Source organism: Bradyrhizobium sp. AZCC 2289 (assembly GCF_036924615.1).
In the GTDB taxonomy this organism is placed as follows: Bacteria; Pseudomonadota; Alphaproteobacteria; order Rhizobiales; family Xanthobacteraceae; genus Bradyrhizobium.
Genome location: NZ_JAZHRY010000001.1, coordinates 9929937 through 9955544, shown reverse-complemented (window position 1 = coordinate 9955544; position 25608 = coordinate 9929937). Strand labels below are relative to the sequence as shown.

Below are 25608 nucleotides of genomic sequence, written 5' to 3'. Positions count from 1 at the left end.
CCTATTCGGGGTACTGGATGCGCGCCTTTGCCGGCACTGTCCAGGAATGACCCGCCATGCACGACATCAAAGCGATCCGCGACAACCCGACAGCCTTCGACGCCGGACTGAAACGGCGCGGACTGGCGCCGCTGTCGCCGTCGCTGCTTGCGATCGATGAACGGCGCCGTGCGGCGATCCTGGCCTCCGAGCAGGCGCAGGCCCGGCGCAATTCCGCATCCAAGGAAATCGGCGACGCCAAGAAGGCCAAGGATGAGGCGCGGGCCGTGAAACTGATGGCCGAGGTCGCCGAGCTCAAGACCACGATGCCGGAGCTTGAGCTAGCGGCAAAGACGGCCGACGAGGAATTGGCCACGGAATTGGCCGCGATTCCCAATCTGCCGCTGGACGAAGTGCCCGATGGCGTCGACGAGCACGGCAATGTGCAGCGTCACGTGTTCGGCAAGAAACGCGAATATGGGTTTGTGCCAAAGCCGCATGACGATCTCGGCGGCGCGCTCGGCTACATGGACTTTGAAGCCGCCGCGAAACTATCCGGGGCGCGCTTTGTGGTGCTGAAAAAAGGCCTGGCACGGCTGGAGCGCGCGATCGGGCAGTTCATGCTCGATCTGCATACCAACGAGCACGGCTACACCGAAATCAATCCGCCGCTCTTGGTGCGCGACGCTGTGATGTTCGGGACCGGGCAGTTGCCGAAATTCGAGGATGACCAGTTCTGGGCCATCAAGGGTGAATTGCTCGCCGCCGCCGATGGCGCGCTATTGAGAAGCGAACGCCTCGGCCTCATTCCGACCGCCGAAGTGTCGCTGACCAACCTGGTTCGTGAATCCATCCTCGATGAAAAAGAGCTGCCGATGCGCATGACCGCGCTGACGCCGTGCTTTCGCGCCGAGGCAGGCGCCGCCGGACGCGACACACGGGGCATGATCCGGCAGCATCAGTTCACGAAGGTTGAGCTGGTTTCGATCACGACGCCCGAGACCAGCAAGGATGAGCACGAACGCATGCTGGCTTGCGCCGAGGAAGTGCTGCGGCAGCTCGATCTGCATTACCGCGTGATGACGCTGTGCGCCGGCGACATGGGCTTTTCCGCACAAAAAACCTACGACATCGAGGTCTGGATGCCAGGACAATTCTCAAGTCAGGGTGACGGCGGCGCCTACCGCGAGATTTCAAGCTGCTCGGTGTGCGGCGATTTCCAGGCGCGGCGGATGGACGCGCGCTATCGCGGGCCGGACGGCAAGCCGCGTTTCGTGCATACGCTGAACGGCTCCGGCACCGCGGTCGGCCGCGCGCTGATTGCGGTGATGGAAACCTACCAGCAGCAGGACGGCTCGATTGCCGTGCCCGACGTCTTGCAACCCTATATGGGTGGCCTCAAAGTGATCGAGCACGACAAATAGCAAAAGTATGCCATGGCGTTGCATCGCGACATCCACTGGATCGGCAGGCAATGGGCTGTCACTGGCCACGGGATGCAACTCATCGACCAGAAGCTGAAAGGCTTCTTCGACATCGAGGCCGCCAGGTTGTGGGACGATGGCCTGATCGAAAGCATGCGCGCCAAGGAATGGCTCAACACCGCGGACTTCGACAAGGGGCTGGCGATCGCGCGGGCGCGCTACCCGCAATCGCCGGGAAACGTGACACCGCCGCCGGAAGAAAAGATCGTTGCGGCGCCGGTCATCGCGCCAGCGGCGGCGCCGGCACAAGCTCTCCAATCCGAAGAGCCCAAAGCTCGAGCGGTTGATCCGATCGCGTCGATCCCGACGATCGCGGAAATCAGGACACCTGAACCGCTCGCGCGCCAACCTGACGAACCGCCGAAAGCGGCGGCTCCAAAATTTCACGTGCAATTCCTCGGCAGCGCCAGGTTCGTGCGTCCCTGGCGCGTCCTGGTTAAGCGATAAGACGCGTCTTTGGCCAAGTTTGCCTCTGCCGCGTGAGCGGGATAAGACGGCGCTCTCAGGCAAAACCCGGCTTCGAATCGAAATAAGGGGCGTTTTGACGGATGCGAATTCTCTGCACCAATGACGTCAAGCTCTCCAACTGATTGATTTCACTGCATTTAATTTTTGGTCGAGCGCGTCGGGCTAACGGTGGGCTAACCTGACGCGAAAAACGTAGAGAAAAGCAGGACCGGCTCACGCCTTCTTTACCTTCACCCGCGCACGCATTGCCTGCGCCACCGCCGAACACGGGTCTTGCAGAGCCTTTTGCCACGCGATCACTTCGTCCTTGAACCACAGCTTGCGGTGCGGGGTAATCGCCTGTCCCTGCGGGAACACTCCGTCCCGCTCCAGCCTGAACAACGTTGTGCGGCTGATCGGAATCTGCGCCAGAACCTGTTCGGCGGTGAGCATCTCACGCAGCTCGTCCTTTTTGATCTCTCCTGCCACGGTCACGTCGTTTCCTCCTCGATCTTGCGCTCGATCTCGCGAGCCTCAGCAGGATAGTTCTTCTGGAACCAATCGATTAGCGCGGCTTCCGACGGGTCGTTGCCTTCGTCGCCGAGCCAATAAATCACGCCGTCGTCGCGCGTCTCGAATTGAGGATGCGCGGCGTATGCCGCGTCAACCAGCGCGCAATAGGTGCGCCGGGCAGGTGTTTTTTCGAATGCGAGATAGCCGATGGCCCAGAGATCGCCTTGGGCCGCCTTGGTGTTAACGGCTTCGTCGAACGTACTTCCGTCAGGAAGTCCCTCGAACATCCTGCGCATTTGTTCTATCTGGGCTACTTCTCTTGTGTGCGGCTCGATATACTCCCGATGCCGCTCATCATTCTCGAACTCCACCACCTCGAATGCACACTGCAACTCTTCAGTGCTAAGGCCGGGGAAGCGCCTCTGGGCATTGGTAATCATGTCGTTTGGCTCGGTCCAAATATGCTCACGCGCAAAGGCTACGAGATCACGTCTTTTGTAATTGTCGCTCATGATGCGCGCTCCGTAACGGTCGGTTTCCTGCGCGGGCCGCCGCCGGTGGCGACCTCGCCGGAGATCGAGATGAAGTCCGCGCCAGCAACTTCCTTCGACCAGGCCGCCAGCCAGAGCTTGCTGCCGGCCGGCAGGTCCTGCTCGATGGTGAGCGTGCCGCGCATGCGAGTGGTGCGCTTGATCCTGCGATGCTGCCGATGGCGGCGCGGGCGACGGCCTGGGGCGCGAACGTGCTGCTGGTCATGATGTGGCTTCCGACGCGCTCGACGCGGAAGTGGAGTCGGCGTGCGATGCGATGGCCAAGAGAAAGTCGCTGACTTCGCGCAGCTCGGACGACGAGAAACTCCCGACAAATCTCCTAACCGTCTTCGTGCGCAAGCCGAGCAGGGCCGTCACGGCATCGGCAAAGGACTCTCTCCCTTCCCACTCCGTATCGGCACCAAACTTTTGCGGTTCGGGTGGTGTGATTGATGGCGGCAGGTCTGGCGGAGCGCCATCAAGAATGGAATCGACCTCCTCAGCGTCGTCCTTGATCTGGGCCTCTTCGGCTTCGTACTCGGCGGCCACCTCCCTGACGAGCAACCGGGCGCTCTCTTCGGTGTCTGGCTCACGCTCCCGAAGCGCGGCCACTGCTTTTTCGTACCAAGCACTGGACTCGCGCAGCTCCACTAGCTGAACAAGAGTTGCGTCAGGGTGATCGCCGAAGCGGGACCGACCGATACCAATCTTGATGACGCGCCTGGCATCGGCCGGTCTCAATGGTGTCTTGGTCGCGCGTTTCGCCAGCTCCTCGATGATTGCGGGCAAGTCCTCCTCGCCCTCGTGGTCGGTCAGCTCATAGAGAGTGGTCGCACCAAGTTTCAAATTCCGCAGCCTGCGGAATTTGGCTGCAAGCTCGGCGACCATCATGTATCGCTCAGCAGAGTCTATCGACCATGTGAACTCGGCATATAGCCAATCGAGCCATTGGCCGTGCTCACACTGGGCTTTGGCTTCCAGCAGGAGATCACCGATATCGATGATGTTCCCGCGCGTAACTCTGTTGATGTTATCGGCAATCGTGTCGAGAGGTCGGACATTCTTCGGTTTCATGTGATTAGCTTTCGTTCATCAGCAGCGACGTATAAGGCCAACGCTTTTGGGTTCAGCCAGGAGCCGACCCACAGCGGCATGTTCAGCGGGGCGATGCACCCAAAGAGACGACCCCGTTCGTATTCCCACGAGTTGATGCGCCAGTCGAACGCCACACCACTCCGCACATCCGCAAGGCCACGCGCGAACTCGGGCGATGCCATGATCCTCTCTGCTGTGGTTATTATTGTGGGGACTTGCGCCCTCATGATGCTGCCTTCGGAATCACGCGCTGTGTGTCTCGTGGCATGGAGAAGTTCCTCGTGGTGACGATCGGCTCGCGCTGCCCATCGGACTTGCCGGTCTTAGCGTCGGCTTCCGCCTCCATCGCCAGCCTGCAGAACCGAACAAGCTCGGCGTTAGGCGATCCGCCAAAGTGGTCGGCCCGCGTCTGTTCCGGGTCAATCGCGTCGTTCTGACCGCGGTCCTGCCGGCGGCCCGCTCCTCAGAACGGCACGTCATCGTTCGCTTGGCGCCGTTCATGAGCGCAGAACGGGCAGTCCTTATGCCGCTCTTCCAACAGCATCCTTTCCTTCTTCTGCAGCCACAGCGATTTGGTTGCCTCCAGGAAAGCATCTTCATTCACATACCAGTGACCGCGCGAAAGCACCCGGCCATCCGGTTGGCGAACGCCGCTGATGTCGATGCGGTTGGGCTCTGATTTGAGATGTTGCACCAGAGCTCTGAGCTGCTGACCGACAGGTTCCAGTTCCCTATCCTGATGATAGTGGTCGCGCACAGCTCGCCAACCGATCACTGGCTGGCGCTCAATCATCGGGCCATCATTAGCGAGGTCAAACTCCACATTGATGATCTCGAACCCTGGAGTGGCGGGGAGCACTTGACCTGACAGGTGATCGCCGGTGAGCGTGGTCTGCGTTCCGTCCGAGTAGGACCAATGGATTTCGTGCTGCCAACGCTTCCTCTGGTCGGGTGAAGTCTCCAAGCGCGAGCGACGCGAGTATTCGTTGACGTTGTAGGCGTCGATCGAGTTTTCGATGCGAGACAGAGACAATTCCATGTTACTCTCCACTGGTCGGGGTTAGATTCGGAGTACGCCGTCTAAATACGCGGAGGCGCTCGGGGTCGGCACGGTGGGTAGGATCACTTGCTCACGCCTGAACTGGTCGCCGTGGCTGTGCTTGTGATCAGCGACCCGGCGCTCGCCGGACGAAATCGGTTCGGATGCCGAAGCTGCCATTCGCGCTGAGCCTCGGCTGCTTGCTCGCGCAGTGCGGCCTTTGATACCGGAGCCTTGAACGGCTTGCGCCACATCGGAGCGCATACCTGCAGAACCTCCTCGTTCGCGGTTGTGCCACGCATGCGGATCATCCGGCTCTTTCGGACTTTGTCCCAATCGATCATTAAACTCTCCTCTCTTGCTCTTCGCGACAGCGGTAACGCTCTCGCGAACTCAGACAGGCTTCGCCCTTTCTCCCGTGGAGATGGCAGAGACCAGAGGACCAACCCGAACCTGATCTTTGCATCCACGTCCCGGCATGAGGGAGACGGCATTGGCGCCGCCGGATACTCAGTGACCTCCGCCTCATCGGCGCGCCGCCTTTTGGGCGGCGTCTCCGTCGCGATTTTTTCGGCCCGCGACCAACGAGCGAGGCATGCCGGTCTCACCCGCTGCGTATTACCGAGCCGGGTACCAACCCGGCGACCGTCGGCCGAGTGACCTTGGTCTCCACGGTCCGGGGCGCAATTGGCACAGCGTTGCCCGGAGTTCATTTTGTTTCCGCTTTTGAGAGAGCGGCTCTCTGCGGTCGTCATCGACGGCATCATCAACATGCCGGGCGGCGGGATCACGGCCGAATCTCCACCTGTCGCCTATTCCAACAACCGTCTCTGAATGCGACGAGAATTGCGGGAGCCGCCGAGCAGACCAATTCCGACGCGAGCAACAGACCGATCACTGGTCTTCGCCACGCGGGGTATTGCAGTTGCGGGGATTGGATTTATGAGAGGAATTGCTTAAGTCGCTCTACCATTCCCAATCTGCCCGTTCGAGCAATTACCTCGCGCTGGCCTTTGTTATGCGGAGACGTTGGGGCCAGCCGCGGGCGAATTCTCGATCAGTTCATCAACGCTGTTGAGATCGACCAGCGTCTTGCCGTCGAGCTTGCGCGCGCGAATGCGGTTCTGGCTGATGAGTTCGTGCAGTTTCGTCGCGCCGATGCGCGCGCGGGTCATGGCCTCCTTGCGAGAGCCCCAGCGATGAACCTTTTCACTATCGTTGTGCTGCAATAGTTGCCTCCGTTCGGATCGACCGGAATGGTCGTGATCGAACGAGATCGTACGTGGGTCGGACGAGCGCTCCAATTGATTTGAAATTTTGAGGTTTAAACTCAAGGGACGTCGCGGTACCGCTTCCGCAGATCGGCCCTCAATTCATCGAGGGTTATGCCCAAGTAGCCGGCTGCGTCTCGCATGTGGCCCAAGCATTCGCGGTCCCACTCGTCCTTTATTGCCTTGGATCGACTGTATCGCTGTTTCGCTGATTGGAGAGTACCGCTGAAAAGTCCCCGCTTGGGTAGGCGCTTCCAGTCGCCCCCGACCTCGTTGAGCGCCGCATCGATCGTATTGAGATACTTGATGGCGCGATCTGGTCGTGAGCGTAGCTTTTCCTCGGCCGATTGCGGCTTTCTCCCGCGCTTGCGTGGTCGCCGACGTATATACCGGTCAGCGATATACTTTCGCGCGCTCTTCGAAAGTGTCCCGCGCTCGCTTTCCAGCTTCTGCGCAATTCGTTCGTCATCGAGCCGATAGCCCGATCGTTCTAAGTGGGTTAACATCTCCCAATTTTCGTAGATCCACCAGTCGGGTGGGGCATTCTCTTCCCGGAACTTGATCTTCATGCTGCGTGCCCTTGTACTGAACCGTGTCTCGCACAGTCGAGAAAGTCTGCCCAAGCCTGCATCATCTCAACCGTTGGGGTCACTGTTCGGCGCGCCATGCTGGCATATCGCATTTTCAGCGAAGCCAGCGGTTAAAAAAGGAAGGACAAAACGCCGGCTTGACGTCCGGCGCCGATGTTAGGGAACTCGGTGCCTGCTCACGGTATCGCCACCTGCCGGCCGTTGTTCGATGCGACGCGATCGTGATAGAAGTGCGGCATGCCAGCATTGCGAAATTTGAAGCATGAAGCCTTCGCTCGAAACCTCGTCGAGATGACCAAGTCCGGCGGAACCCAAGGCAACGCTTACTCCAAAGCAGGATACCGGTGCGAAAACGGCGCAGCCGAAGCCGCCGCATCCCGAATGTTAGCTGATGTTAAAAATGGTGTTGCCGATCGCGTCAGAGAGCTGATGGCAGGCGGCGCAAAGCTGGCCGAGGTGACCATCCAATCCTTGCTCGCCGAATTGGAGCAGGCGCGCGTCGCTGCGCAAGATGACCGGCAATTTTCCGCTGCGGTCCAAGCCATCGCGGGCAAAGCGCGGCTCACCGGTCTCGATAGTCGCGAGAGCGGTGGCGGCAGCGGCGGTCAGTTTGATCGGTGCGAGACTGTCGAGCAGGTCATGGCGATGCTGGTCGCGGAGTGTGGTTCGGCGGCACAGGCACTGGCTGATTTCGACGAGGTGCGCGAGATGATCGAGGCCTATGCCGCGAGCCACGCGACGCCGGTCGAGGCCGCCGAGCCTGCCAGGCCTCGGCCAGACGAAGCCGCGCTGGCGCTTTCGTATCTGCGGCCGAGATATCGCAGGCGATAATCCACCGGGGTTTCGGATACCCCAGTGAAACCGGGTTTGGCGAAAACCCAGTTTCGGAGCCCAGTCCCGTGCGCTCATCATGGTTCAATTAGGGTATACCCCAAGAGACCGGCCAAAAGGCTGGTTCAGTGATGGCGTTTGACAATCCAAAACAGACTCCTATGATGTGAACCATCCTAACCAGACTCAATGGGGTTCACATGCTCGTTCGGCCTTACCTTCGCGCTTCCACTGACGACCAGGACGCCGGCCGCGCCCGCGACCAGCTCAAGGCCTTTGCCGCCGAGCGCGGCCTCAAGGTTGCCGCCTGGTACAACGAGAACGAGAGCGGCACCAAGCTGCAGCGGCCGGAGCTGTTCCGGCTGCTCGCCGATAGCCAGCCCGGCGACGTCATCCTGATCGAGCAGGTCGATCGGCTATCGCGCCTCACGGCTGCTGACTGGGAGAAGCTGAAGGCCGAGATCGCCGCGCGTCACGTCCGCGTCGTGGCGCTCGACCTGCCGACCTCGTGGATGATGGCGACCGCCAACGCCGACCCGTTCACGAGCCGCATGTTCGAGGCGATCAACGGCATGCTGCTCGACATGCTCGCCGCGATCGGCCGGAAAGACTATGACGATCGCCGCCGGCGGCAGGCTCAGGGCCAGGCTAGGGCGAAGGCCGAGGGTGTCTACAGAGGCCGCAAGGAAGACGTCAAGCGCAACGCTGGCATCGTCACCATGCTCGCCGATGGCAAGAGCTGGAGCGCGATCCAGGACGTCACCGGCTGCAGCCGCGCGACGATCGCGAAACTCGCCAAGCGAGCGGCAGCATAGCGCCGCCGACCTGCTTGTTGTCGACCCGGCGAGATCGCCACCACCGCGATCGCCGGCATCTCCATGATCACCGACCGCAGCACTGCTCACAGCAGCGGGCCGATCGCCCCAACCTGGGACGGACCCTGTACTCCACGCCGGACCAGACTGCTTGACGCCGCCGTCATAATGTCCATTCAGGCCTCGCCTCAAACCTCTCCCGCTTTCCCAAATCCGAAACCCATTTTTATATTCCGGGAAATTTTCAGGGGACCCACTCACAGCGCTTTGGTCCCATCCGCGCCGGACAGGCCCGCACCTTCGCGCGCGTGGCGCTACGTGCGTTGACCCGGCTTGTCCGCTGTCTCCGACACCGGCCGGACACCAGAACGCATCAGCGGGCTTCCTGCGGGCTCGCTGGTCGATGTCCGTCGATGTCAGTGAATGTCTTCCTGTGTGATAAGAGGACACCACCCATCTTGCTCGTGCTTGTCTGACGCGATGATTTCCATTCGCGAGCGGTTCTCGCCTTCGAGCTGAGGAATGCCATCCACATAGTGCGGCTCCAAAGCCAATAACGCACAGAACGAAACTTCGACTCGAACGTCCTTCATATCTACGGTCCGCATCGTGAGCACCCAGCCCAAGTTACCAAAGCGGGTTGGTGATCGGACCGGGAGTTCAGCAGTGGCTATTAGGGGCATGGTTCTCTTTCATGATTGGAGATGAAAAGTCGCAATGGTCGCAATGTGATCCTACGCGAAAAGAATTACCGCTGAGTCAGCGGGGAGTTAATTTTGAGTCAGCGGATTTTCCCGATGCAGGCGAATCGCGCCGCGAAAGCGACCGAGGAGACGCACCTTTCCAGTGCATGACGGTGGTTTTGGATTTTGTGTTGCGGACGGATACCCTAAGGTCGGCTGAACGACGTTCCCGCGAAGGGGGGCCTGGATATGAAAACGGACAAGAAAGAGCGGCTCGGCAGAGCAATCCTCCGGGAGCGCCTCTACGGCCGAACAACTCAACCGATAAAGTCATGGTGGCGTCTCAAGATCGAGGAGACAACTGCCGCCGTTCGCGAATGGCTAAAGATCATTATCCCAACGCTCGCCTTGTCTTTTTCAGCGGTAGCTTTGGTGTTCGCGGCGCGAGCTTATTCCACACAATCCGCTGCGCTCCAGGAAACCGCCTTGTCGGCAAACATCGCGCTTGCGAGCCGGCTATCTTCGCAACGGGTCGATGTCGAGAACGCCCAAATCAAGCTCGGTCTGTTGCAGCGATCGTTCGACGAAATGATGCAGCTAAACACATGGGGTTTCATAAAGGGAAAGGAGCTTGATCCGAACGAGCTTACCCGGGCCAGTGATATCATTGCGCAGGTTCGCATGGATCGGGATGCTCTCGAAGCCTCGACCCATGCCTTGCCCTTCGAGGCGTTCAAGGCCGTGCGGAAATATTACATAACGGCTGCGGTATTCGTCGAGCAATTTGCGCGCGATTTGGACAGTCTACCGAAAGACTCGCGCCTCCAGGCAGTGTTGAACCCGGACCCGTCGTTTATCGAGATGCTGAAAAAAGATGGCTACCCGCCGCCGAAACCTTTCCCTCGCTTCGCCGACGCTTACGGCTCAGCGCGTCTCGATACCTTCAAGGATCACTTCGCAGCGGTCAAAGCGCTCATCGACGCAGGAGGGGAAACCGAAAAGCAATGGTCGGAGGTCGAGCGGGCGATCAACGCGAACCCGTCTCCCCCATGACCGGTGACGGCGCTCGCACTTCAACGCCACATGGGACAGTTGCCAAGCGCACCGGCCGCCACGGCAAGAAGCGCAAGCTCCTCGCTTCCTACGCCAAGATGGCCGACGACGACAGCTTGCGCGCTCTCGCCGATCGCATCCAGACAAGGGCGGTTCTCCGATTGGCGCTATATGCGGCGATGCCGGTGTCGATGTCGTCGATGGAGCCGGCCAGGGCGCGTTGGCAGGAGCGACCGCGATCCGGGGTTCTTCCACGATGTCCGCTTCCAGGGGCACAGCGGAAGTTGCGTTTCGGGGCCGGGAGGTCCGAGTCTGACCCACCTCGGACATCTCTCAAGAAAACCTCCTCCCGCCGAGTCGCGTTGGTGCGGATGCCGCCTGACCCTTTGCTGATCGAACGGCAAGCCGAGAAACGATGTGTGCCCGCTGCCTTAACCCATGCGGCCGGTCAACCCCGAAGGGCAACCACGTTTCTTAATTGTGCCGCGCTCTAGGGCAGGCGAATTGGAGGCAAAACTGCAAAGACCAGCATGGCGATAGCAAGGATCGCCACAACGTAACCGAGGTCGGTGTTAAGCCGAGCAAGCGGGTCGTAGGGAGGTTCGGTCATCTCCGAAGCGATGCGATTATCCGGCCCACTCGGAGCGCCGGGCGTAAGCAAAGTTCTTTCCGATCGCCTTGAGGCCGCCCTCCGTGTGAAAAACATGTACAACAAATAGCTGTCGATCAAAAATGTGAGGACCAGGGCAACATAGGCCCAGGGGCTTTGCATCAAATTCAGCTCGATCAATACCCGGGAGAAGCCAAACCCCACGACCCACGCATCAAAGCTCATGCATATCCGACGAAACGTCTCCGCATCCAGATGGCGGATGACATAGGCGCCGAGCGGTACCCCGACCGCAACGCAGGGAACAAACACCCAAAAGATGTTCCCGATTTCAGCCGTAAACAGGCCAAGCTGGTAATAGACGATGGCGGTCACGCTCGACTCGGCCACGCGAACCAATGCGAGACCGGCCCGGAACTCGGTTTTGACCAGACCTTGGTTGTTGAACAGGATCGCCAGGGGCGGTCCCGAGATGGTGGTGACCGAATATAGGATGCCCAGCGCAGTTCCAAAGGGAAGACCGACCCACCATGTCTGCCGAACTGGTCTCCGCAAACCGGCTGCCTGAACAAGGATGAGGGGCAGAATGAGTGCATAGGTCCCGAGTTTGATCCAGCCTGGCTGAACCGACGCGAGAACCAAGGCTCCGATTCCGATGCCGGGTAAGAGCCCGATGATGATTGGAAACACCCTCTTCCATACAGCTGCAACGCCGTTCAGATTGATGAATAGAACGTAGAAGTTGGTGGCCACCTCGACCAGGACGACGGCGGGATTCAGGATGCGGTTTGCATAGAAAACGAGAGCCACCGGCACGGTGAGCGAGGAAAACCCATAGCCGAGCGCGCCATTTACGAAGGCTGCAAGAAAAGCGATGCCAGCGAGAACGATCACCGCAGTATCAAGAGGAGGCATCGTTGGCTCCCCCATACGGGCAATGGTCGCCCGCGAGGCGACCGATCTTTATCCTATCACATCTAGCGGTCTGTTTGCAGGTTGGAACCCTGCCGGGCCCATCAGTGATTTAAGAAAGATTCGTACCCCGGATCACCCCTACGCGCCTCCTCCACCATAGGGCCGACAACCGGCTCCAAAGAGATGCGCCGTCTCTCAGCCCGGCGCCACTACTTCCGCTAATGGCACTTTTCGGACATAGCCGGCCGCGCTGATGATGTCGGCTTGCTGGGGTAAACCGGACATCGCGCCGGCAATGACGGCGAAGGCGTCGGCGTTCGCGAAACCATGAATCACTATGCTGCGCGAGTCCGCCGGGGCTGATCGGTGAGGCCGATTAGATCGTCGGCATTGCGGACCGCGCCTTCCAGCGCCGCGCGGGCGAGGACGAAGAGGTCAGACGACCATGCCAACGTCACCAACGCCGGCAACGCCAGGGGCCGCACCGTCTCGGTGCCGCGCATTGTTACTCGACCTTGCCACGGCCGACCTTGCGCTAGCCGGACCCTGTAACGGACCCTGTACTCCCCGCGTAGGCCAGACTGCTCGGGCCGCCACTTGAAATCGATGCCGATCTCCCCGCAAAGGGACCCATACATCTGGCGCGGCGTTTATCACCGTGCCAGAAATATGGGGGGTCCAATTTTTTTCGGGGAATTTTTTCGCAGAGGGACCCATCGCCTGCGTCCTGGGAGTTTTCGCAAATGATCTATGATCCGGAACACCTGCAGCGCTGGACCTTGCCCGCAAATTACGTCGGCGCGGTCTGGCCGGCGTACTATTCCTCCGGCGTGGGTCAATCCAGGGATAGCGATGCATTGGAGCGCAGCAACTTCGCCTGCATGCTGCGCGAACTGGGCGGCGAGAGCGAGACCGTCATCGTCGTGCGCGAAACCCACTACCTTGTCGGCTGGGTCGAATGGATCGCGATCCATCAGGATGACGAGAAGGCACTTGCCATTGCCGATGAGATCAAGGGCAAGCTCAAGCGGTCGACGTCGAGCAAGAAGAAGCCGACCTAGCTGGAAGAACTGCTACGACCCGAAAGAGGGGATCAAATACTGCGGCAGACGCGGCGCGCGGCCCGCTGGTGAGCCCGGCATGATCTCGTGACTTCGCGACAGCGGCGAGGCGGCCCAACGCATCGGTGGGTTTCCTTAGCCGCGCGGTGGCTTTCGGACCTCATAGGCTTGGCCGATGATGTCCGTTATTGTTGAGGGTGAAGCCGACCTCCGGGTTGAGCATCCGGACTTCTGAGTTTGACCCGACTCCGACATTGCCGCTGACTAATGGTCGCAAAATGGGTATTCTAAGGTGCGATCCTTGGCTCGTTGAGAGGGTCGGATGCAATTCGATCAACTCAAACGCCGCGACTTCATCACGCTTCTCGGCGGCGCGGCGGTATGGCCAATGGCTGCGCGCGCGCAGCAGGCCGGGAAGCTGCCAACCATCGGGTTCTTCAGCCCTCGTTCGGCTGCGGCGGCGAGGCGTTCGGTTGCTGCACTGGTACAGCGGCTGGGCGAACTCGGCTGGATCGAAGGTCGCACCGTCGCGATCCAGTATCGCTGGGCGGACGAACATGACGAGCAGCTCGCTGTGATCGCGGATGAGTTCGCCCGCCTCAAGGTCGATGTCATCGTCACACACGCGACCGCGCCAGTCAGAGCGGCAAAACAGGCGACAGCGGTTATCCCCATCGTGTTCGCATCGGCTGCAGACCCGGTCAGCAACGGACTGGTCGCGAGCCTGTCCCGGCCGGGCGGCAACGTCACCGGAATATCGAGCTTGACAGTGGAGCTTGCCGGGAAGCGTCTCGAACTTCTGCGCGAACTCATCCCCTCTGTTCACCGGCTGGCGATCATGAGCAACGCCGACGGCCCCGGTGCCGTGCGGGAGATGGCCGACGCTCAGGCAGCCGCGCGCACGCTCGGGCTTGAGATCGTCACATCAGAAATTCGACGAGCCGAGGATATCGCGCCTGCATTCGAGGCGCTCAAAGGCCGTGCGGATGCACTTTATGTTGTGACCGACCCGCTGGTAAACACTAATCGAATTCGGATCAACGCCTTGGCGCTTGGCGCGCGACTGCCGACGATGCATGGGTCTCGGGACTACGTGGAAGCCGGAGGCCTGATCTCCTATGGACCGGACGTTCTCAGTATGTACCGGCGCGCCGCCGAATTGGTTGACAAGATTCTGCGCGGTGCGAAGCCAGCCGACATTCCGGTCGAGCAGCCCACTAGGTTTAATCTTGTGGTCAATCTTAAGACTGCCAATGCCCTCGGGCTTGCCATTCCGGAGGCTTTCTTCGCGCGCGCCGACCAGGTGATCGAATAGAGTTTGCTGCGGTGCATGAGTCAGGAATTGGCACGAAACGGACCAGCCCGGCCGGTTTGCTAATGTCCGTTGATCGGGGTGGACCGGAAGTGACCGCCGGACCTCCAAGGCGACGCTTTTGACCCAATGTATGGTCCGGCCGCGCGTTGCAAGAAGATTTCGTCGAATTGGCGGCGGCGGTCTTGCATCAATGTATCCGGCCTCTGATTGGAGCATGTGGTGCTCCGGGCCATCATGGATATCAGCGCGCGTGCGTCCTCATTAACGGACAGGCCTCGATTGGGCCATTTGGGTCACCAGTGTTCGCACGCGCTCGGAAGACCGAACCTCCATCTCGTCTCATCCTCTCGCAGACCTCGGCTGGAAACTGTTGATAGGGTTACGTCATCGCTTGCTCCTCATGTCGCGCAGTTCCTTTGTTCGAGCCAAGGGCCGTTCCTTCGTCCCGGCCCGCAGAACGTCGATCGCGTCGCGCGCAGGGGCGGTCAAGGCCGGCCGTCGCGCTTGGCTTGCGGCGGGCGCCGGCGTTGCCAGGCTGCGCCTTGACCGCGCCGAGCACGGCGCGAGGATCAAGCGGATCGGACGCTTGCATCATCGGTCCTCGTCAGCTCGAAGGCGCGTCCTTTGGCCAGCACCGCCCAGGCGATCCGGGCAAGCTTGTTGGCGAGCGCGATCGCGAGCACGTTGTGGTGCAACCGCCTCTTGGCGGCTTCGATCCAGGATTTGAGCCCGTAACGTTCCCAGTCCTTTATCCTGACCAGCACAACCCATGCCGCCTGCACGAACAGAACGCGCAGGTAGCGATTGCCGCGCCTGGAGATTTTGCCGAGGATCGTGCGGTCTCCCGTCGAGATCTGCTTGGGCACCAGTCCGAGCCAGGCGCCGAAGTCGCGGCCTTTGGAGAATACGTCTCCAGTGCCGATCGCGGCCACCATGGCGCTCGAAATGATCGGCCCGATGCCGGGCACCGTCATCAGGCGCGAACATGCCTGATCCTGACGGGCCAGGGCTTCGATCTCGCCGGATAGGCCATCGATGCGCTGATCCAGCCGGCGCCAGTCGCCTGCCAACTCCTCGATGATACGCAACATGCGGGGCGACAGGGCATCGGTGCGCGTCGCAAGGATGGTGGGCAGTTCCGTGCGCAGGAAGCCGATCCCCTGGCGCACGGCGATCCCGCGTTCCAGCATGAAGGCGCGAATCTGGTTGATGATGCCGGTGCGTTGCGACACCAGCCGCTCGCGCACCCGATGCAGTGCCTGCAGATCCAGTTGCTCCGCGGTCTTGGTCGCCACGAACTTCATCCTCGGGCGCTGCACGGCTTCGGCAATCGCTTCGGCATCATTGAAGTCGTTCTTCTGTCCCTTGCTATAGGGGCGGACATATTTGGCCGGCATCAACCTGGCATCGTGACCAAGCGATGCGAGTTTGCGGCTCAGGTGATGCGCGCCGACGCAGGCTTCCATGCCGACCAGGCAGGGCGGCATATTGGCGAGCCGCGCCTCCACTTGGCCACGCGACCACTTTTGCCGCAGTGCGATGGCGCCGCGCGCATCGTGGCCCACAACGTGGAACGCGTTCTTGCCGATATCGATGCCGATCACGGCGATCGCGGTATTGGGTATCTGAGACATGGCGTGCTCCTTGTCTTTGGCGCCCCTTGCCAGCTTCGCTTGCTGGCGGGGCAGGAGCACGGCCGGACCATCCCATTAGCCGACCTTCTCGCGCGAATGTTGTGCTATTCAATCCGCTCAAATGTGAGGCGATTGACGAGTTGCTCATCAGCGGAAATTTGCATGCTTTCGAGACGATCATGCGCAAGCGACAACCCCGCCTTGTACGAGGGAGTGGTTATAACTAGCTTCGTCCCGTCGAGCGAAATTGACCTTTCGTATTTTCTTCCGACCTCGATTGGCCGCTCACTGCCTTGCACGTTGTGCACCACGCCAGTGCCTGCATCATTGATCGTGTAAGTGCCCCAATAGGCGTAGTAGCCGAAGTAGGCATTCCTGAATTCATCGTACGGAGGCGGACTCGTTGCTGCATTCTGTACGAACGTCGGGCGCGGGTCGGCCATGATTTGCACTGCCATATATCCGTTTGGTTGATAGATAATCAGGCCGGTTGGATGAAGTCCCATCCAGATATTCACGATCTGGCCATCGGGCCGTAGGCTCTCCCATGAAATTATCTTCCATGTTCCAATTATCCTGTCCTTGAGGCTTTGCTGCGCAAACGCAGCGCTTATCGGCAGCGTGAATGTAAGCGACATGACGATAGCAACAGCAAAGATGATGACTTTGCGCATGGTTTCCTCCCTTGCTATGGCGCCAGCAATTCTCCTTCACTAGTAACCTGCTAGTCCCGGTCATCCCACTGTGGCGACGGTAGCCCGTATGAAGGTCTCAGGGAATGTCTCAGTTTGGCACTTTTGAGACATGCCGACCGGCTCTGACGATGTCCGTTCTGCGGGGTGGACCGGAAGTGATCGGTTAGCAGCCAAAACGACGCGATTGACCGTGCGCCCCGAGGGCGCGAACTATCAGTGAGGGAGGGTCTCACCCGGATAATTGTCGATTGGTCCGGAAGCTGGCAGGCGGCACGGCCGGGTAACTGGCTGGGCCGGAGCCCTGCGACAAAGGCGGCCTTGGGCTGCTGAGCGATCCGATGGGCCGTAACAAAGTGAAGCCCGAGCAGGCCTCGAAAGTTCTAATGCGGATGCCGACCCTCCGGTCATTTGGGGAAGGCCGCTCGTGTGCGGAAGTAATCGACACGCGCACCCACGCGATCCGCCGGGGTAGTGGGCACGGCACGTCGGAAGGGTGGTTCGTAGTTACAGGGGGAGACCCGTCAAGGGCGAGGGTAGCGGCCTCAACGTCGCGAAAGGCGGCGGCCATGGCGGGAGTCGGACGGGGCAATAAGACCGTTGATGCCGGGTAATGCCGGTGGAGCAAAGGGCCCCGACTTCTGGTGCGCTTTTGAAGATGGCGAGGTCGTGGTGATTGGCGATGAGCCTGCAAACACCATCAATGACAGGCGCCGCCGGAGATTGCTGTGTCGAGGGGCGAAGGAGAGTTAGTCACCGTGCCGAAGCCGCGTGCGGTTCATTTGCTCTCCGTGTGCCTTGCGGTGAAGCCAGTCGGAAAGCCGGATGCCGGAAATCGGCTCGTCGGTTTGATGAGCGGGGATGGGAAACGGGGCGTTGGCCATAGGCCCCAAGCTACCGCGCCCATCCTCGACTCTACCAGGCCGTGTGAAAACGTCGGTGAGCCGAGAACGCGCAGAATTGTTTTCTCTCTTGGCTTCTTTCGACAGAGAGTGTCGGCACGGTTGGTTTTAAAATCGACAAAATCGAGATGAAACTTCTACGCACAAATTGAAAGTCGGAGTTTTCACACAGCTTGGACCCATTCCGGACCTGCGGCAGTCGTCGTAGTCTCGGACTGTCGGGGTTACCGTGAAGCGGTTCTGTTCTCGTTGACCCCAAGCGAAGCGAGAACGGGTCTAGGCCGGATCCATGCCCTTGGACTTGAGCACGGCAGCGCCGGTCGGACTGGTCAGGAGCTCGATCAGCGATTTGGCCGCTGCCGGATCCTCGCTCATGGATCCGATGCCGACCGCGAAGACTATCGCACTGTTCAGATCACCGGGCAGAGGGCCGACCACCTGAGCCCCCGGAACCGCGGCAATTTCCGAGGCCTGTGCGATCCCCATTTCGACCTCGCCCTTTGCGACGAGTTCGCCCGCTTGGGCACCCGGCACCAAGACGGTCTTGGATTTCACCTGATCGGCGATGCCGAGACGATCGATGACCTTGGCGAAATAGACGCCACTAGCACCGCCCTTCGCTGGATCGGCGTAGGAGATCGATTTGGCGGCGAGAAGCGCACTCTTCAGTTTCTCCGCCGTGCTGATATCCGGCTTGGGCGCACCCGTACGTACCCCGATGGCGACATAAGAGCTCCCCACGTTGACGATGCTGCCCTGGGCAACCTTGCCCTGAGTCTGCAGACCGTCGAGGACAGGGCGCGACAGGATCATCACATCTGCGGTTTCGCCCGCCTCGATCCGCTTCTTCAGATCCGCGATCGTGCTGTAGACGACCATTAGCTTGTTGCCGCTGCTGCTCTCGTACCTCGGTGTGAGCTCGTCGAGTGTAGGGGTGAGCGCGACCGTGCTCATGACCTTGACTTCGGCGGCATGGGCGGCGGGTGCTGCAGCTCCAAGAGCTAACAGGAACGAACACTCTATCACCGCCGCAAGCGTGGCCCGTCGCGAGAAAAATCGTCCCATCATGGCTTTCTTACCTCCCGGTTGGCTTGATCCCAAGCATAACCGAAACGCGGTCGGACTAGTAGGCGTCGGTAGAAAGTGGCGTGCGGACGACTGATCTTGGCCCTGAAGCGACGAAGCGCCAAGTGCGCTGTTACGTCTGGTGTTCGGGTCGGAACGGACCAGTTGTACTCACTATGAGTTCTTCGGCGTTTGACCCTTATGAGACATTGCGAAAGAACCAACACGCCGACGTTCTGTCGTCATTTCGGAAAATATGTATTTCCTGGGGGCTCACGGCCAACCGTCGAGTGGAACGAGACGGACTACGACGTGGTGGGCGAGGGCCCGCCGCTTGGCCGGATATCGACTATGTCGGGAGCGAATTTTAGTTTAGATTGATGGCCGCGGGCGCGATTATTCGGCAGCCTGAAGCGACTCTGTCTGCGCTCCGTGATAGATCAGGAGAACAGTCATGCGATTGTTTCAAAGAGTTGCGGCGAGCGTCGCATTCTCGGCGCTGATGGCGGCAGGCGCGACCTGCGCCGGCGCCGAAGACGAGCCGCTTGGCGTTCGGCTGGTCAATCAAATGAATGCGCTTTACGGCCAGCATGCGGGCGTTCGCGCAAACCACGCCAAGGGCGCCGTGTTTGAAGGCATGTTCACGCCGGCACGAGGCGCCGACACCCTCAGCTCAGCTGTCTTTCTCAAAGGTGCTCCCACGCCGCTGGTCATTCGTTTTTCCAATGCGGGCGGCGTGCCGGACGCGCCCGACACCCACCCTTCGACCGACCGTGTCCGCGGTATGGCAATCAAGTTCCGTCTCCCGGATGGGAGCGAGCAAGACATAGTCTGCATATCGGCAAACGGGTTTCCGGTGGCGACCGGAGAGGACTTTCTGGCTTTGCTCCAGGCGGTCGGCGCAAGCGGTCCCGACGTGCCCAAGCCGACGCTGGTCGAGAAATTCTTATCGACCCACCCGGCCGCATCCGCGTTTGTCACCACGCCGCGGCCTGTGGCGGTCAGTTACGGCACGCAGCCGTTCTTCGGCGTCAACGCGTTCAAGTTCACTAATGCGCAAGGAACAAGCAAGTTCGGCCGCTACCGCATCGTGCCCGAGAGCGGGCCCGCCTACGTGAGCGACGAGGAGGCGGCGAAGCGTCCTCCGAATGCACTAGCCGACAATCTGCGGGTGTCGCTCGAAAAGGGACCGGTCAAGTTCCGCCTCCTGGTGCAGCTTGCCGCCGCCGATGATCCGATCACGGACGCCACGAAAGTTTGGCCGGACAGCCGGCCGACGGTGGAGCTCGGCGAAATCGCGGTCATCAAAGCGTTGGACACGAAGAAAGTCGAGAACGAGCTGCTGTTCTTGCCAACCAACGTGACGAGCGGCATTGACCCCTCGGATGACCCGATCATCAACACGCGCACCGAGGCCTACGCGGAATCGTTCGGCCGCCGTACCAAATAGATCGTCCGCCTGAGACACACGTCCCTTCGTCTCATTCTGGATGGTCAATGGCTGCAGATCGGTGAGCCGAAGCCAGTTGCAAAGCGGATGCTACTCTACCGGGTCGGAAGCGGCAGGTGCGACTCACCAAAGATCAGTAGTCGGTCGACAACACCGCACGCGGAGACGGCAATGCTGAGGGACGACAACGGTAATGGAGGCGGTCGGCCGAGCACACCCCGTAACGTGCTCGGTGAGCGGCTCGAAGTCTGCTCGATAAGCCCAATGACGGGGTTCTTTCGAGACGGCTGCTGCGACACTGGGCGAGAGGATATCGGTAGCCACACGGTCTGCGCCGTCATGACCGCCGCGTTTCTCGAGCTTTCCAAATCCCGCGGCAACGATCTTTCGACACCGATGCCGGAATTCGGCTTTCGCGGCCTGAAACCCGGCGACCGTTGGTGCCTCTGTGCTCCGCGTTGGCAAGAAGCACTCGAGGCGGGCCAGGCGCCCCGCGTGGTCTTGCGCGCCACTCACGAAGGCGCTCTGGGCCACTGCTCGCTCGCCGATCTCAAGCGCCTCGCAGTGGACCTAGCCTGACTCCTGCACTTGCCGACGAGGTGATCGGATAGGCGAGCCGATGTCGCCTCCTGGCACTTTTCAGACCTGTCGGGCCCGGCTGACCATGTCTGGTCTTGAGGGCAAAGCGGACTTCCCACTTGCGCGCCCGGACTTCTGAGTTTGACCCAAACGCGACATTGGCGAGGCAACATCTATCGGATGCAGAACCCCTCCGACACGGGACCACAGCGGACCAATGCTGCCGAGCTGCCGACAGCCTAAGATGTTGCGCTTTCAGCATCCGCTTGCTGACCACGCGATTCGGCGATTAAGCATCCAAAGCGCCCGAGCCACATCGCGCTGTCATTTGCTTCAGTGTGAAGCGGGCAACGGGTAACGAACAGTCCGTCGAGCCAGACTCTGCTTTGAAGTCACTGGCACCTTGCACTCTTAAACGCAGGTCAAAGCGCCGAATGCCCCCCATTCCAGAGCCGGATCATCGATGGACCGCCGAAACATCGCGCGGTCCACCTCGTACTGGTGAAACACACGCTAAGGCAGGTTCCGCCCTTGGCGTGGGAGGGCGGCCCCCGCTTGAAAAACGCTCTCAGCGGCGGCAATCTCGGCCTGACTGAGGCCTCGATCTGGAGAATCTCGGCTTATACCGATCGATGCAAGGATCGACGATGAAGCAGCGGCTTATAATGCGGCTTGCCGTTGTTGCGGGCGTCGTCCTGGTGCTCGCTGTCGCCTGGGCCGCCATCCTCTGGACCCGCCCGGAGCCTATTCGCATCGCGTTCGCCAATTCGCTCTCTGGCCCGTCCGCCCCGGCCGGGACGGAAAGCCTGGTCGCGACGCAGCTTGCAATCGACGAGGTGAACGCCAAGGGTGGCGTCAACGGACGGCCGATCGAACTCGTCCTGTTCGACGACGCGAGCAATCCAACCGTGGCGCGCGCGAATGCGCAGGCGATTGCCGACAGCCCGTGCGTCGCCGTGCTCGGACATTTTCTCAGCTCCACCTCGCTCGCAGCCGCGCCGGCATACAAGGATGCGCGAATCCCGGCGCTGACGGGAAGCGCGGCTGCCGACGATCTAACATCCGGCAATGAATACTATTTTCGCGCGCTGACGCCGATCTCCACGCAGGCGCGCTCGATTGCGGAACATCTGCGCGCTGTGATGAAGGAGCCAAAAGTCCGCCTCTTTCACACCCGCGATGCCTACGGCGAGAGTTTTGTGAGCGGATTTGCGGCGGCCTATCCGTTGGTGCAGTGGCGTGTGTTCGGACTGGACGTCGCCAGGCAGATCGGATCGATGGACGAGGCGCTGGATGCCGCCGCGCAGGAGCCGGGACCCGGCGTCATCGTCATCGGCGCGGCAGCCGATTTTGTCGCTGATATCGTCAAGGCGCTGCGCCGCCGCGGCATCAAGGGGACGATCATCGCATCCCAGGGCGCAGCCCGCGAAAGCTATTTGCAGAATTTCGTCAACGAGCCCGAGGAAAAAGCGCATCCGGGTTTCTTCAGCGAGAATCTGTATGCCGCATCGTCGCTGATTTTCGACAGCGCCGGCGTGGCGGCGCAGGCCTTTGCCGCCGACTACAAGACGAAAGTGGGAACCTCGCCAAGCTGGGTTGCCGGCGGCGCATATGACGCCGCGCGCCTGATGATCGAGGCGCTGAAACGGGCTGACGTCAAGAACAGGTCCGACAGCAAGATTGCAGATCGCGACCGTGTCCGCGTCGCATTCGGTGCGATCGACAGTCCGAAATCGGCGGTCGCTGGGCTGACTGGGCGGCTCTATTTCAACACGAACCGCGACATTCCGCGCCCGATCCGGCTGGGTTTCTTCCGCTACGGCCGGTTCGTCACGGCGCCGCTGCAACTCGTGCGCATCGATCAGCCCAATGGCATCGATCTCGCTGCGGAACGCGAGAAAGGCCATGTCGTGACGTTCAGGGACCGGCATTACTGGATTCAGCGTGTCGTCTATACCGGCATTGACATCAATCGCGTCAGCCGCGTCGACACGAAGCAGAATTCGTTCAGCGTCGACTTCTATCTCTGGATGCGGTTCGCCGGCGACGACGAGGCGCAGACCCATGTCGAATTCCCGGCCTTGCTGGATCGCGGGGCGTTCGATCCGGCCCGGCCAGTGCAGGCCGGACAGGAAGACGGCCTGAGCTATCGGCTCTATCGGATCAACGGCGATTTCAAAGCCCGCTTCGATCTCCACGACTATCCGTTCGATACGCAGCAGTTGCTGCTGCATTTCCAGAACTTGGAACAGCGGCGGGAACTCATCACCTATGTCATCGATCGGTTCGGCTTGCGCCTCGACGACGACGGAAGCTCGCGGGCCGAGGACGGGGCCTATTCCGGCCTCGAGCTCTGGCGTTTTCTCGGGCTGAACTATTTCGTCGAATCCCTGTCCAGCGGATCGACGCTCGGAAAGGCGTCTTTGTTTGGTGCCGAGGCAAGGACGGAATTCGCAGGCTTCGATGCGGCCATCATGCTGCGCCGCAGCTCCGCCATCTACATGCTGAAGAACCTGCTGCCGCTGTTTCTGCTCGTGCTCGTCGTATTCGCGACGCTGTTCTTTCCCGAAACCATGTTTCGTGAGCGCGTGACGATTCCAGTGACCTCGATCCTGGCGAGCGCGGTGCTGCTCGTGGCGGTGAACAGTCAGATCGGCGATGTCGGATACACGGTGGTGGTCGAAGAGATGTTCTACATTTTCTTTGTACTATGCCTGATGACGATATTGGCGGGCTACAGACATGAAAAACTTCGGGACGACGGCCGAAAGCGCGCCGCTGTTGTTTTGGATCACGTAGCGCAGCTGCTTTATGCCGGGACGGTGCTCCTTGTCATCGTCGTGCTCTACCGGCGTTATGCCGTGTGAGGCAAGCGTGGATACCTCGCCGGTCTGCCACACCTTCTTGAAATTCGCAGCGCCGAACTCGTGGAGACTTTGGACCTACCACGCGCAAGTTTGGATGCCGGGAGACGCAGCCAATTCGGCGTGCGGTTCGCAGAAGGTCGGCATTTCTACTGACGGACGAGCGCCCCGAAACAGTCTGGAAAGTCCGCAAACGCCAGCGGCATTTGCAAAACGACGAATGTCCGCTATTGGCACTTTTGAGACATGCCGACCGGCTCTGACGATGTCCGTTCCCCGGAGTAGACCGGAAGTCATCGGCGGACGGTCAAAACGACGCGATTGACCCGCAGCGGACATCTGCCCGCCCTACAGGCGGGAAATATGTTATGTTCCGACCATCGGCATTGGGACAGCGTAATGAAGCGGCGCGACCCACGCACGAGGTTGGTGGGACATCATATGGTGGATTGGTTATTTCTTGACAAACCAGCCGTGAACAACATGGTAGAATACGAGGCGCGCCTCAAGGCGAGTGAACGCGATCTGCGCTCGATCATCCTCACGATCCCAACGATGGTATGGTCGGCTGCTCCGGACGGCTCTGTCGACTTCTTCAACCCGCGTTGGCTCGATTATACGGGCCTCTCTCCGGATCAGTCGCGGGATTGGAGATGGAGTGCAGCAATTCACCCTGACGACTTGAGCCGGCTCACAGATGCCTGGCAATCGATTCTCGTTAGTGGAGAATCAGGAGAGACTGAAGCACGCCTTCGTCATTTTGACGGCGCATATCGCTGGTTCCTGTTTCGTGCCAACCCGTTGCGAGACGAATCGGGGAACATCGTCAAGTGGTACGGAATCAATCTCGACATCGAGGACCGAAAACGGGCGGAGGAGGCCCTCCGAAGAAGTGAATCGTACTTGGCGGAAGCGCAGAGGCTGAGCCAAACCGGCAGTTGGGCATGGAGTCCAGACCAGGATATCAGGTACTGGTCGGAGGAATGCTACCGTGTTCTGAGTTTCGATCCACAGGACGGTTTGCCCCGATTCGAAGAATTCTTTCAACGGATTCATCCCGACGACCAACCCAGCTTCAGGGAAATAATCCAGACGGCTATCCGCGAGAAGGCAGAGTGGGAGGTGGACTACCGCATCGTGCATCCGGATGGCCCCGTCAGGGACATTCACGTCGTAGGTCATCCTGTTCTGAGCACGTCCGGCCATCTCGTTGAATTTGTGGGCACTGTGATCGACGTCACTGAGCGTAGGCGAGCTGAGCAAGAACGTGCAAGGCTCCGTCAGCTAGAGGCCGATCTGGCACATATCAGTCGTGTGAGCACGGTGGGGGAAATGGCAGCCTCGCTGGCACACGAAGTTAAGCAGCCGATGGCCGCAGCACACACATACGCCGCTGCTGCACTGCGGTTTTTAGACAAAAGTCCACCCGATGTGGCGGAGGTGAGGGAGGCGCTCACCTGCATTGTGAACGAAACCGATCGAGCCAGCAGCGTCGTCGACCAGATCGGGTCTCTCATCAAAAAAGCGCCACCCCTGAAGGAGGTCGTCGACCTCAATGCGGCGATCCTGGAGGTGACCGCCCTAACCCGCAGCGAAGCGGTCAGGACCGGCGTCACGGTGGGCACGCAACTGGCGGGCGAGTTGCCACGCATCCAAGGCGATCGGGTGCAACTGCAACAAGTGACGTTGAACTTGATCGTCAATGCCATCCAGTCGATGAGGAGCGTTGAGGACGGCAACCGCGAATTACACATCAGCACCGTGAGTATCGAGCCGAAGGGCGTGTGCGTCGCGGTGCGGGATACCGGCCATGGGCTGCGCCCGGAGAGCCTGCCGCGTCTCTTTGAACCCTTCTGCACGACCAAGCCCGACGGCATGGGCATGGGCCTCTCGATCTGCCGCTCGATTATCGAAGCCCATGGTGGGCGGCTGTGGGCGACCAGGTGCGAGCCGCGGGGCGCTCTCTTTCAGTTTACGATCCCCGCTGAGAGCCGCCATCCGTGATTGATGTCGCTTATTGGCACCGAACGGACATGCCGACCCTGTTGAGCGATGTCCGTTGTTAGAGGCAAAGCAGAATACATCTGCTCTCAGCGAGTATTTCGCATTTTGACCCTTGTCGGACCTCGATGGCGATATCTTGTTTGCAGGTATGGCGGTTACGGCCATGGCCTATTGGGTGCCAGTTTGA

Annotated in this window: 25 protein-coding genes; 11 read left to right on the top strand and 14 right to left on the bottom strand. The window is 60.3% G+C overall.

What is annotated here, in order from left to right; genetic code table 11:
* Positions 1 to 56 precede the first annotated feature (56 nt).
* Entirely contained in the window at positions 57 to 1403 is a 1347-nt protein-coding gene (gene serS, locus V1289_RS46860; protein ID WP_334406435.1) for a serine--tRNA ligase, read from the top strand.
* Positions 1404 to 1415: 12 nt separating this feature from the next.
* Entirely contained in the window at positions 1416 to 1910 is a 495-nt protein-coding gene (locus V1289_RS50110) for a hypothetical protein (protein WP_442896153.1), read from the top strand.
* Positions 1911 to 2144: 234 nt separating this feature from the next.
* Here V1289_RS50110 and V1289_RS46850 read toward each other — a convergent pair whose 3' ends face one another.
* The 9 genes from V1289_RS46850 to V1289_RS46810 form a co-directional block, all read right to left on the bottom strand.
* Complete coding sequence (locus V1289_RS46850) at positions 2145 to 2405, bottom strand: helix-turn-helix transcriptional regulator (RefSeq protein ID WP_334406433.1); 261 nt, start codon at positions 2403 to 2405, stop codon at positions 2145 to 2147.
* On the bottom strand, positions 2402 to 2935 hold the full coding sequence (locus tag V1289_RS46845; protein ID WP_334406431.1) for a hypothetical protein: 534 nt from the start codon (positions 2933 to 2935) through the stop codon (positions 2402 to 2404). The genes V1289_RS46850 and V1289_RS46845 overlap by 4 nt, the downstream gene beginning before the upstream one ends.
* Positions 2932 to 3099 carry a hypothetical protein gene (locus V1289_RS46840; RefSeq protein WP_334406429.1) on the bottom strand — a complete coding sequence of 56 codons (168 nt, stop codon included), beginning with the start codon at positions 3097 to 3099 and terminating at the stop codon, positions 2932 to 2934. Before V1289_RS46840 ends, V1289_RS46845 begins: the two co-directional genes overlap by 4 nt.
* A gap of 76 nt (positions 3100 to 3175) precedes the next feature.
* Complete coding sequence (locus V1289_RS46835) at positions 3176 to 4027, bottom strand: DUF3102 domain-containing protein (RefSeq protein WP_334406427.1); 852 nt, start codon at positions 4025 to 4027, stop codon at positions 3176 to 3178.
* The gene (locus V1289_RS46830) at positions 4024 to 4230 is read right to left on the bottom strand and encodes a hypothetical protein (RefSeq protein WP_334406426.1); all 207 of its coding nucleotides are present in this window, start codon (positions 4228 to 4230) and stop codon (positions 4024 to 4026) included. Before V1289_RS46830 ends, V1289_RS46835 begins: the two co-directional genes overlap by 4 nt.
* Before the next feature lie 281 nt (positions 4231 to 4511).
* Positions 4512 to 5087: a hypothetical protein gene (locus tag V1289_RS46825; protein WP_334406425.1), complete on the bottom strand. Its 576-nt coding sequence runs from the start codon at positions 5085 to 5087 to the stop codon at positions 4512 to 4514.
* An 83-nt stretch (positions 5088 to 5170) separates the two neighbouring features.
* Positions 5171 to 5431 (bottom strand): hypothetical protein, encoded by a 261-nt coding sequence (locus V1289_RS46820; protein ID WP_334406423.1) that lies wholly within the window; start codon positions 5429 to 5431, stop codon positions 5171 to 5173.
* Positions 5432 to 6103: 672 nt separating this feature from the next.
* Positions 6104 to 6316 carry a hypothetical protein gene (locus V1289_RS46815; RefSeq protein WP_334406421.1) on the bottom strand — a complete coding sequence of 71 codons (213 nt, stop codon included), beginning with the start codon at positions 6314 to 6316 and terminating at the stop codon, positions 6104 to 6106.
* Positions 6317 to 6417: 101 nt separating this feature from the next.
* The gene (locus V1289_RS46810; RefSeq protein WP_334406419.1) at positions 6418 to 6927 is read right to left on the bottom strand and encodes a hypothetical protein; all 510 of its coding nucleotides are present in this window, start codon (positions 6925 to 6927) and stop codon (positions 6418 to 6420) included.
* Between the two features lie 450 nt (positions 6928 to 7377).
* On the opposite strand from V1289_RS46810, the gene V1289_RS46805 reads away from it, so the two are divergent.
* The 3 genes from V1289_RS46805 (at position 7378) to V1289_RS46795 (ending at position 10330) form a co-directional block, all read left to right on the top strand.
* Complete coding sequence (locus V1289_RS46805) at positions 7378 to 7779, top strand: hypothetical protein (RefSeq protein ID WP_334406417.1); 402 nt, start codon at positions 7378 to 7380, stop codon at positions 7777 to 7779.
* 200 nt (positions 7780 to 7979) lie between these two features.
* Positions 7980 to 8594 (top strand): recombinase family protein, encoded by a 615-nt coding sequence (locus V1289_RS46800; protein ID WP_334406415.1) that lies wholly within the window; start codon positions 7980 to 7982, stop codon positions 8592 to 8594.
* Positions 8595 to 9526: 932 nt separating this feature from the next.
* On the top strand, positions 9527 to 10330 hold the full coding sequence (locus V1289_RS46795) for a hypothetical protein (protein WP_334406413.1): 804 nt from the start codon (positions 9527 to 9529) through the stop codon (positions 10328 to 10330).
* Positions 10331 to 10820: 490 nt separating this feature from the next.
* On the opposite strand, the gene V1289_RS46790 is transcribed toward V1289_RS46795, so the two are convergent.
* Positions 10821 to 11855 carry a sulfite exporter TauE/SafE family protein gene (locus V1289_RS46790; RefSeq protein WP_334406410.1) on the bottom strand — a complete coding sequence of 345 codons (1035 nt, stop codon included), beginning with the start codon at positions 11853 to 11855 and terminating at the stop codon, positions 10821 to 10823.
* Positions 11856 to 12190: 335 nt separating this feature from the next.
* On the bottom strand, positions 12191 to 12358 hold the full coding sequence (locus V1289_RS46785) for a hypothetical protein (RefSeq protein ID WP_334406408.1): 168 nt from the start codon (positions 12356 to 12358) through the stop codon (positions 12191 to 12193).
* A gap of 240 nt (positions 12359 to 12598) precedes the next feature.
* Between V1289_RS46785 and V1289_RS46780 the strand changes: the two genes are divergently transcribed.
* Complete coding sequence (locus V1289_RS46780) at positions 12599 to 12916, top strand: hypothetical protein (protein WP_334406406.1); 318 nt, start codon at positions 12599 to 12601, stop codon at positions 12914 to 12916.
* A 388-nt stretch (positions 12917 to 13304) separates the two neighbouring features.
* On the top strand, positions 13305 to 14231 hold the full coding sequence (locus V1289_RS46775; protein ID WP_334406404.1) for an ABC transporter substrate-binding protein: 927 nt from the start codon (positions 13305 to 13307) through the stop codon (positions 14229 to 14231).
* Positions 14232 to 14800: 569 nt separating this feature from the next.
* Here the strand turns inward: V1289_RS46775 and V1289_RS46770 are convergent.
* From V1289_RS46770 to V1289_RS46760, 3 genes are all read right to left on the bottom strand, one after another.
* Positions 14801 to 15865 carry an IS110 family transposase gene (locus tag V1289_RS46770; protein WP_334406402.1) on the bottom strand — a complete coding sequence of 355 codons (1065 nt, stop codon included), beginning with the start codon at positions 15863 to 15865 and terminating at the stop codon, positions 14801 to 14803.
* Positions 15866 to 15969: 104 nt separating this feature from the next.
* Positions 15970 to 16539 carry a lipocalin-like domain-containing protein gene (locus V1289_RS46765; protein WP_334406400.1) on the bottom strand — a complete coding sequence of 190 codons (570 nt, stop codon included), beginning with the start codon at positions 16537 to 16539 and terminating at the stop codon, positions 15970 to 15972.
* A 1196-nt stretch (positions 16540 to 17735) separates the two neighbouring features.
* Positions 17736 to 18413 carry a molybdate ABC transporter substrate-binding protein gene (locus V1289_RS46760; protein ID WP_334406398.1) on the bottom strand — a complete coding sequence of 226 codons (678 nt, stop codon included), beginning with the start codon at positions 18411 to 18413 and terminating at the stop codon, positions 17736 to 17738.
* Between the two features lie 613 nt (positions 18414 to 19026).
* Here V1289_RS46760 and V1289_RS46755 point away from each other — a divergent pair.
* The 4 genes from V1289_RS46755 to V1289_RS46740 all read left to right on the top strand — a co-directional run bounded on the left by V1289_RS46755 (position 19027) and on the right by V1289_RS46740 (position 25421).
* Positions 19027 to 19974 (top strand): catalase family peroxidase, encoded by a 948-nt coding sequence (locus tag V1289_RS46755; protein ID WP_154073426.1) that lies wholly within the window; start codon positions 19027 to 19029, stop codon positions 19972 to 19974.
* Between the two features lie 171 nt (positions 19975 to 20145).
* A complete protein-coding gene (locus V1289_RS46750) occupies positions 20146 to 20553 on the top strand; it encodes a DUF2237 family protein (RefSeq protein ID WP_334406394.1) in 408 nt (135 codons plus the stop codon).
* A 647-nt stretch (positions 20554 to 21200) separates the two neighbouring features.
* Positions 21201 to 23420, top strand: a complete 2220-nt coding sequence (locus V1289_RS46745) for an ABC transporter substrate-binding protein (protein ID WP_334406392.1) — start codon at positions 21201 to 21203, stop codon at positions 23418 to 23420.
* 396 nt (positions 23421 to 23816) lie between these two features.
* Positions 23817 to 25421 carry a PAS domain-containing sensor histidine kinase gene (locus V1289_RS46740; RefSeq protein ID WP_334406390.1) on the top strand — a complete coding sequence of 535 codons (1605 nt, stop codon included), beginning with the start codon at positions 23817 to 23819 and terminating at the stop codon, positions 25419 to 25421.
* Positions 25422 to 25608: the final 187 nt, after the last annotated feature.

Excerpts from the sequence above, each read along its gene's own strand:
- V1289_RS46800 (WP_334406415.1), top strand. The coding sequence starts at position 7,980 with ATGCTCGTTCGGCCTTACCTTCGCGCTTCCACTGACGACCAGGACGCC.
- V1289_RS46770 (WP_334406402.1), bottom strand. The coding sequence starts at position 15,865 with ATGTCTCAGATACCCAATACCGCGATCGCCGTGATCGGCATCGATATC.
- V1289_RS46780 (WP_334406406.1), top strand. The coding sequence starts at position 12,599 with ATGATCTATGATCCGGAACACCTGCAGCGCTGGACCTTGCCCGCAAAT.
- V1289_RS46820 (WP_334406423.1), bottom strand. The coding sequence starts at position 5,431 with ATGATCGATTGGGACAAAGTCCGAAAGAGCCGGATGATCCGCATGCGT.
- V1289_RS46750 (WP_334406394.1), top strand. The coding sequence starts at position 20,146 with ATGCTGAGGGACGACAACGGTAATGGAGGCGGTCGGCCGAGCACACCC.
- V1289_RS46835 (WP_334406427.1), bottom strand. The coding sequence starts at position 4,027 with ATGAAACCGAAGAATGTCCGACCTCTCGACACGATTGCCGATAACATC.
- serS (WP_334406435.1), top strand. The coding sequence starts at position 57 with ATGCACGACATCAAAGCGATCCGCGACAACCCGACAGCCTTCGACGCC.
- V1289_RS46810 (WP_334406419.1), bottom strand. The coding sequence starts at position 6,927 with ATGAAGATCAAGTTCCGGGAAGAGAATGCCCCACCCGACTGGTGGATC.
- V1289_RS46755 (WP_154073426.1), top strand. The coding sequence starts at position 19,027 with ATGGCGGCAGGCGCGACCTGCGCCGGCGCCGAAGACGAGCCGCTTGGC.
- V1289_RS46845 (WP_334406431.1), bottom strand. The coding sequence starts at position 2,935 with ATGAGCGACAATTACAAAAGACGTGATCTCGTAGCCTTTGCGCGTGAG.
- V1289_RS46825 (WP_334406425.1), bottom strand. The coding sequence starts at position 5,087 with ATGGAATTGTCTCTGTCTCGCATCGAAAACTCGATCGACGCCTACAAC.
- V1289_RS46740 (WP_334406390.1), top strand. The coding sequence starts at position 23,817 with ATGAAGCGGCGCGACCCACGCACGAGGTTGGTGGGACATCATATGGTG.
- V1289_RS46760 (WP_334406398.1), bottom strand. The coding sequence starts at position 18,413 with ATGAGCACGGTCGCGCTCACCCCTACACTCGACGAGCTCACACCGAGG.
- V1289_RS46745 (WP_334406392.1), top strand. The coding sequence starts at position 21,201 with ATGAAGCAGCGGCTTATAATGCGGCTTGCCGTTGTTGCGGGCGTCGTC.
- V1289_RS46790 (WP_334406410.1), bottom strand. The coding sequence starts at position 11,855 with ATGCCTCCTCTTGATACTGCGGTGATCGTTCTCGCTGGCATCGCTTTT.
- V1289_RS46830 (WP_334406426.1), bottom strand. The coding sequence starts at position 4,230 with ATGGCATCGCCCGAGTTCGCGCGTGGCCTTGCGGATGTGCGGAGTGGT.
- V1289_RS46795 (WP_334406413.1), top strand. The coding sequence starts at position 9,527 with ATGAAAACGGACAAGAAAGAGCGGCTCGGCAGAGCAATCCTCCGGGAG.
- V1289_RS46805 (WP_334406417.1), top strand. The coding sequence starts at position 7,378 with ATGGCAGGCGGCGCAAAGCTGGCCGAGGTGACCATCCAATCCTTGCTC.
- V1289_RS46785 (WP_334406408.1), bottom strand. The coding sequence starts at position 12,358 with ATGCGCGGCACCGAGACGGTGCGGCCCCTGGCGTTGCCGGCGTTGGTG.
- V1289_RS50110 (WP_442896153.1), top strand. The coding sequence starts at position 1,416 with ATGGCGTTGCATCGCGACATCCACTGGATCGGCAGGCAATGGGCTGTC.
- V1289_RS46775 (WP_334406404.1), top strand. The coding sequence starts at position 13,305 with ATGGCTGCGCGCGCGCAGCAGGCCGGGAAGCTGCCAACCATCGGGTTC.
- V1289_RS46765 (WP_334406400.1), bottom strand. The coding sequence starts at position 16,539 with ATGCGCAAAGTCATCATCTTTGCTGTTGCTATCGTCATGTCGCTTACA.
- V1289_RS46840 (WP_334406429.1), bottom strand. The coding sequence starts at position 3,099 with ATGCGCGGCACGCTCACCATCGAGCAGGACCTGCCGGCCGGCAGCAAG.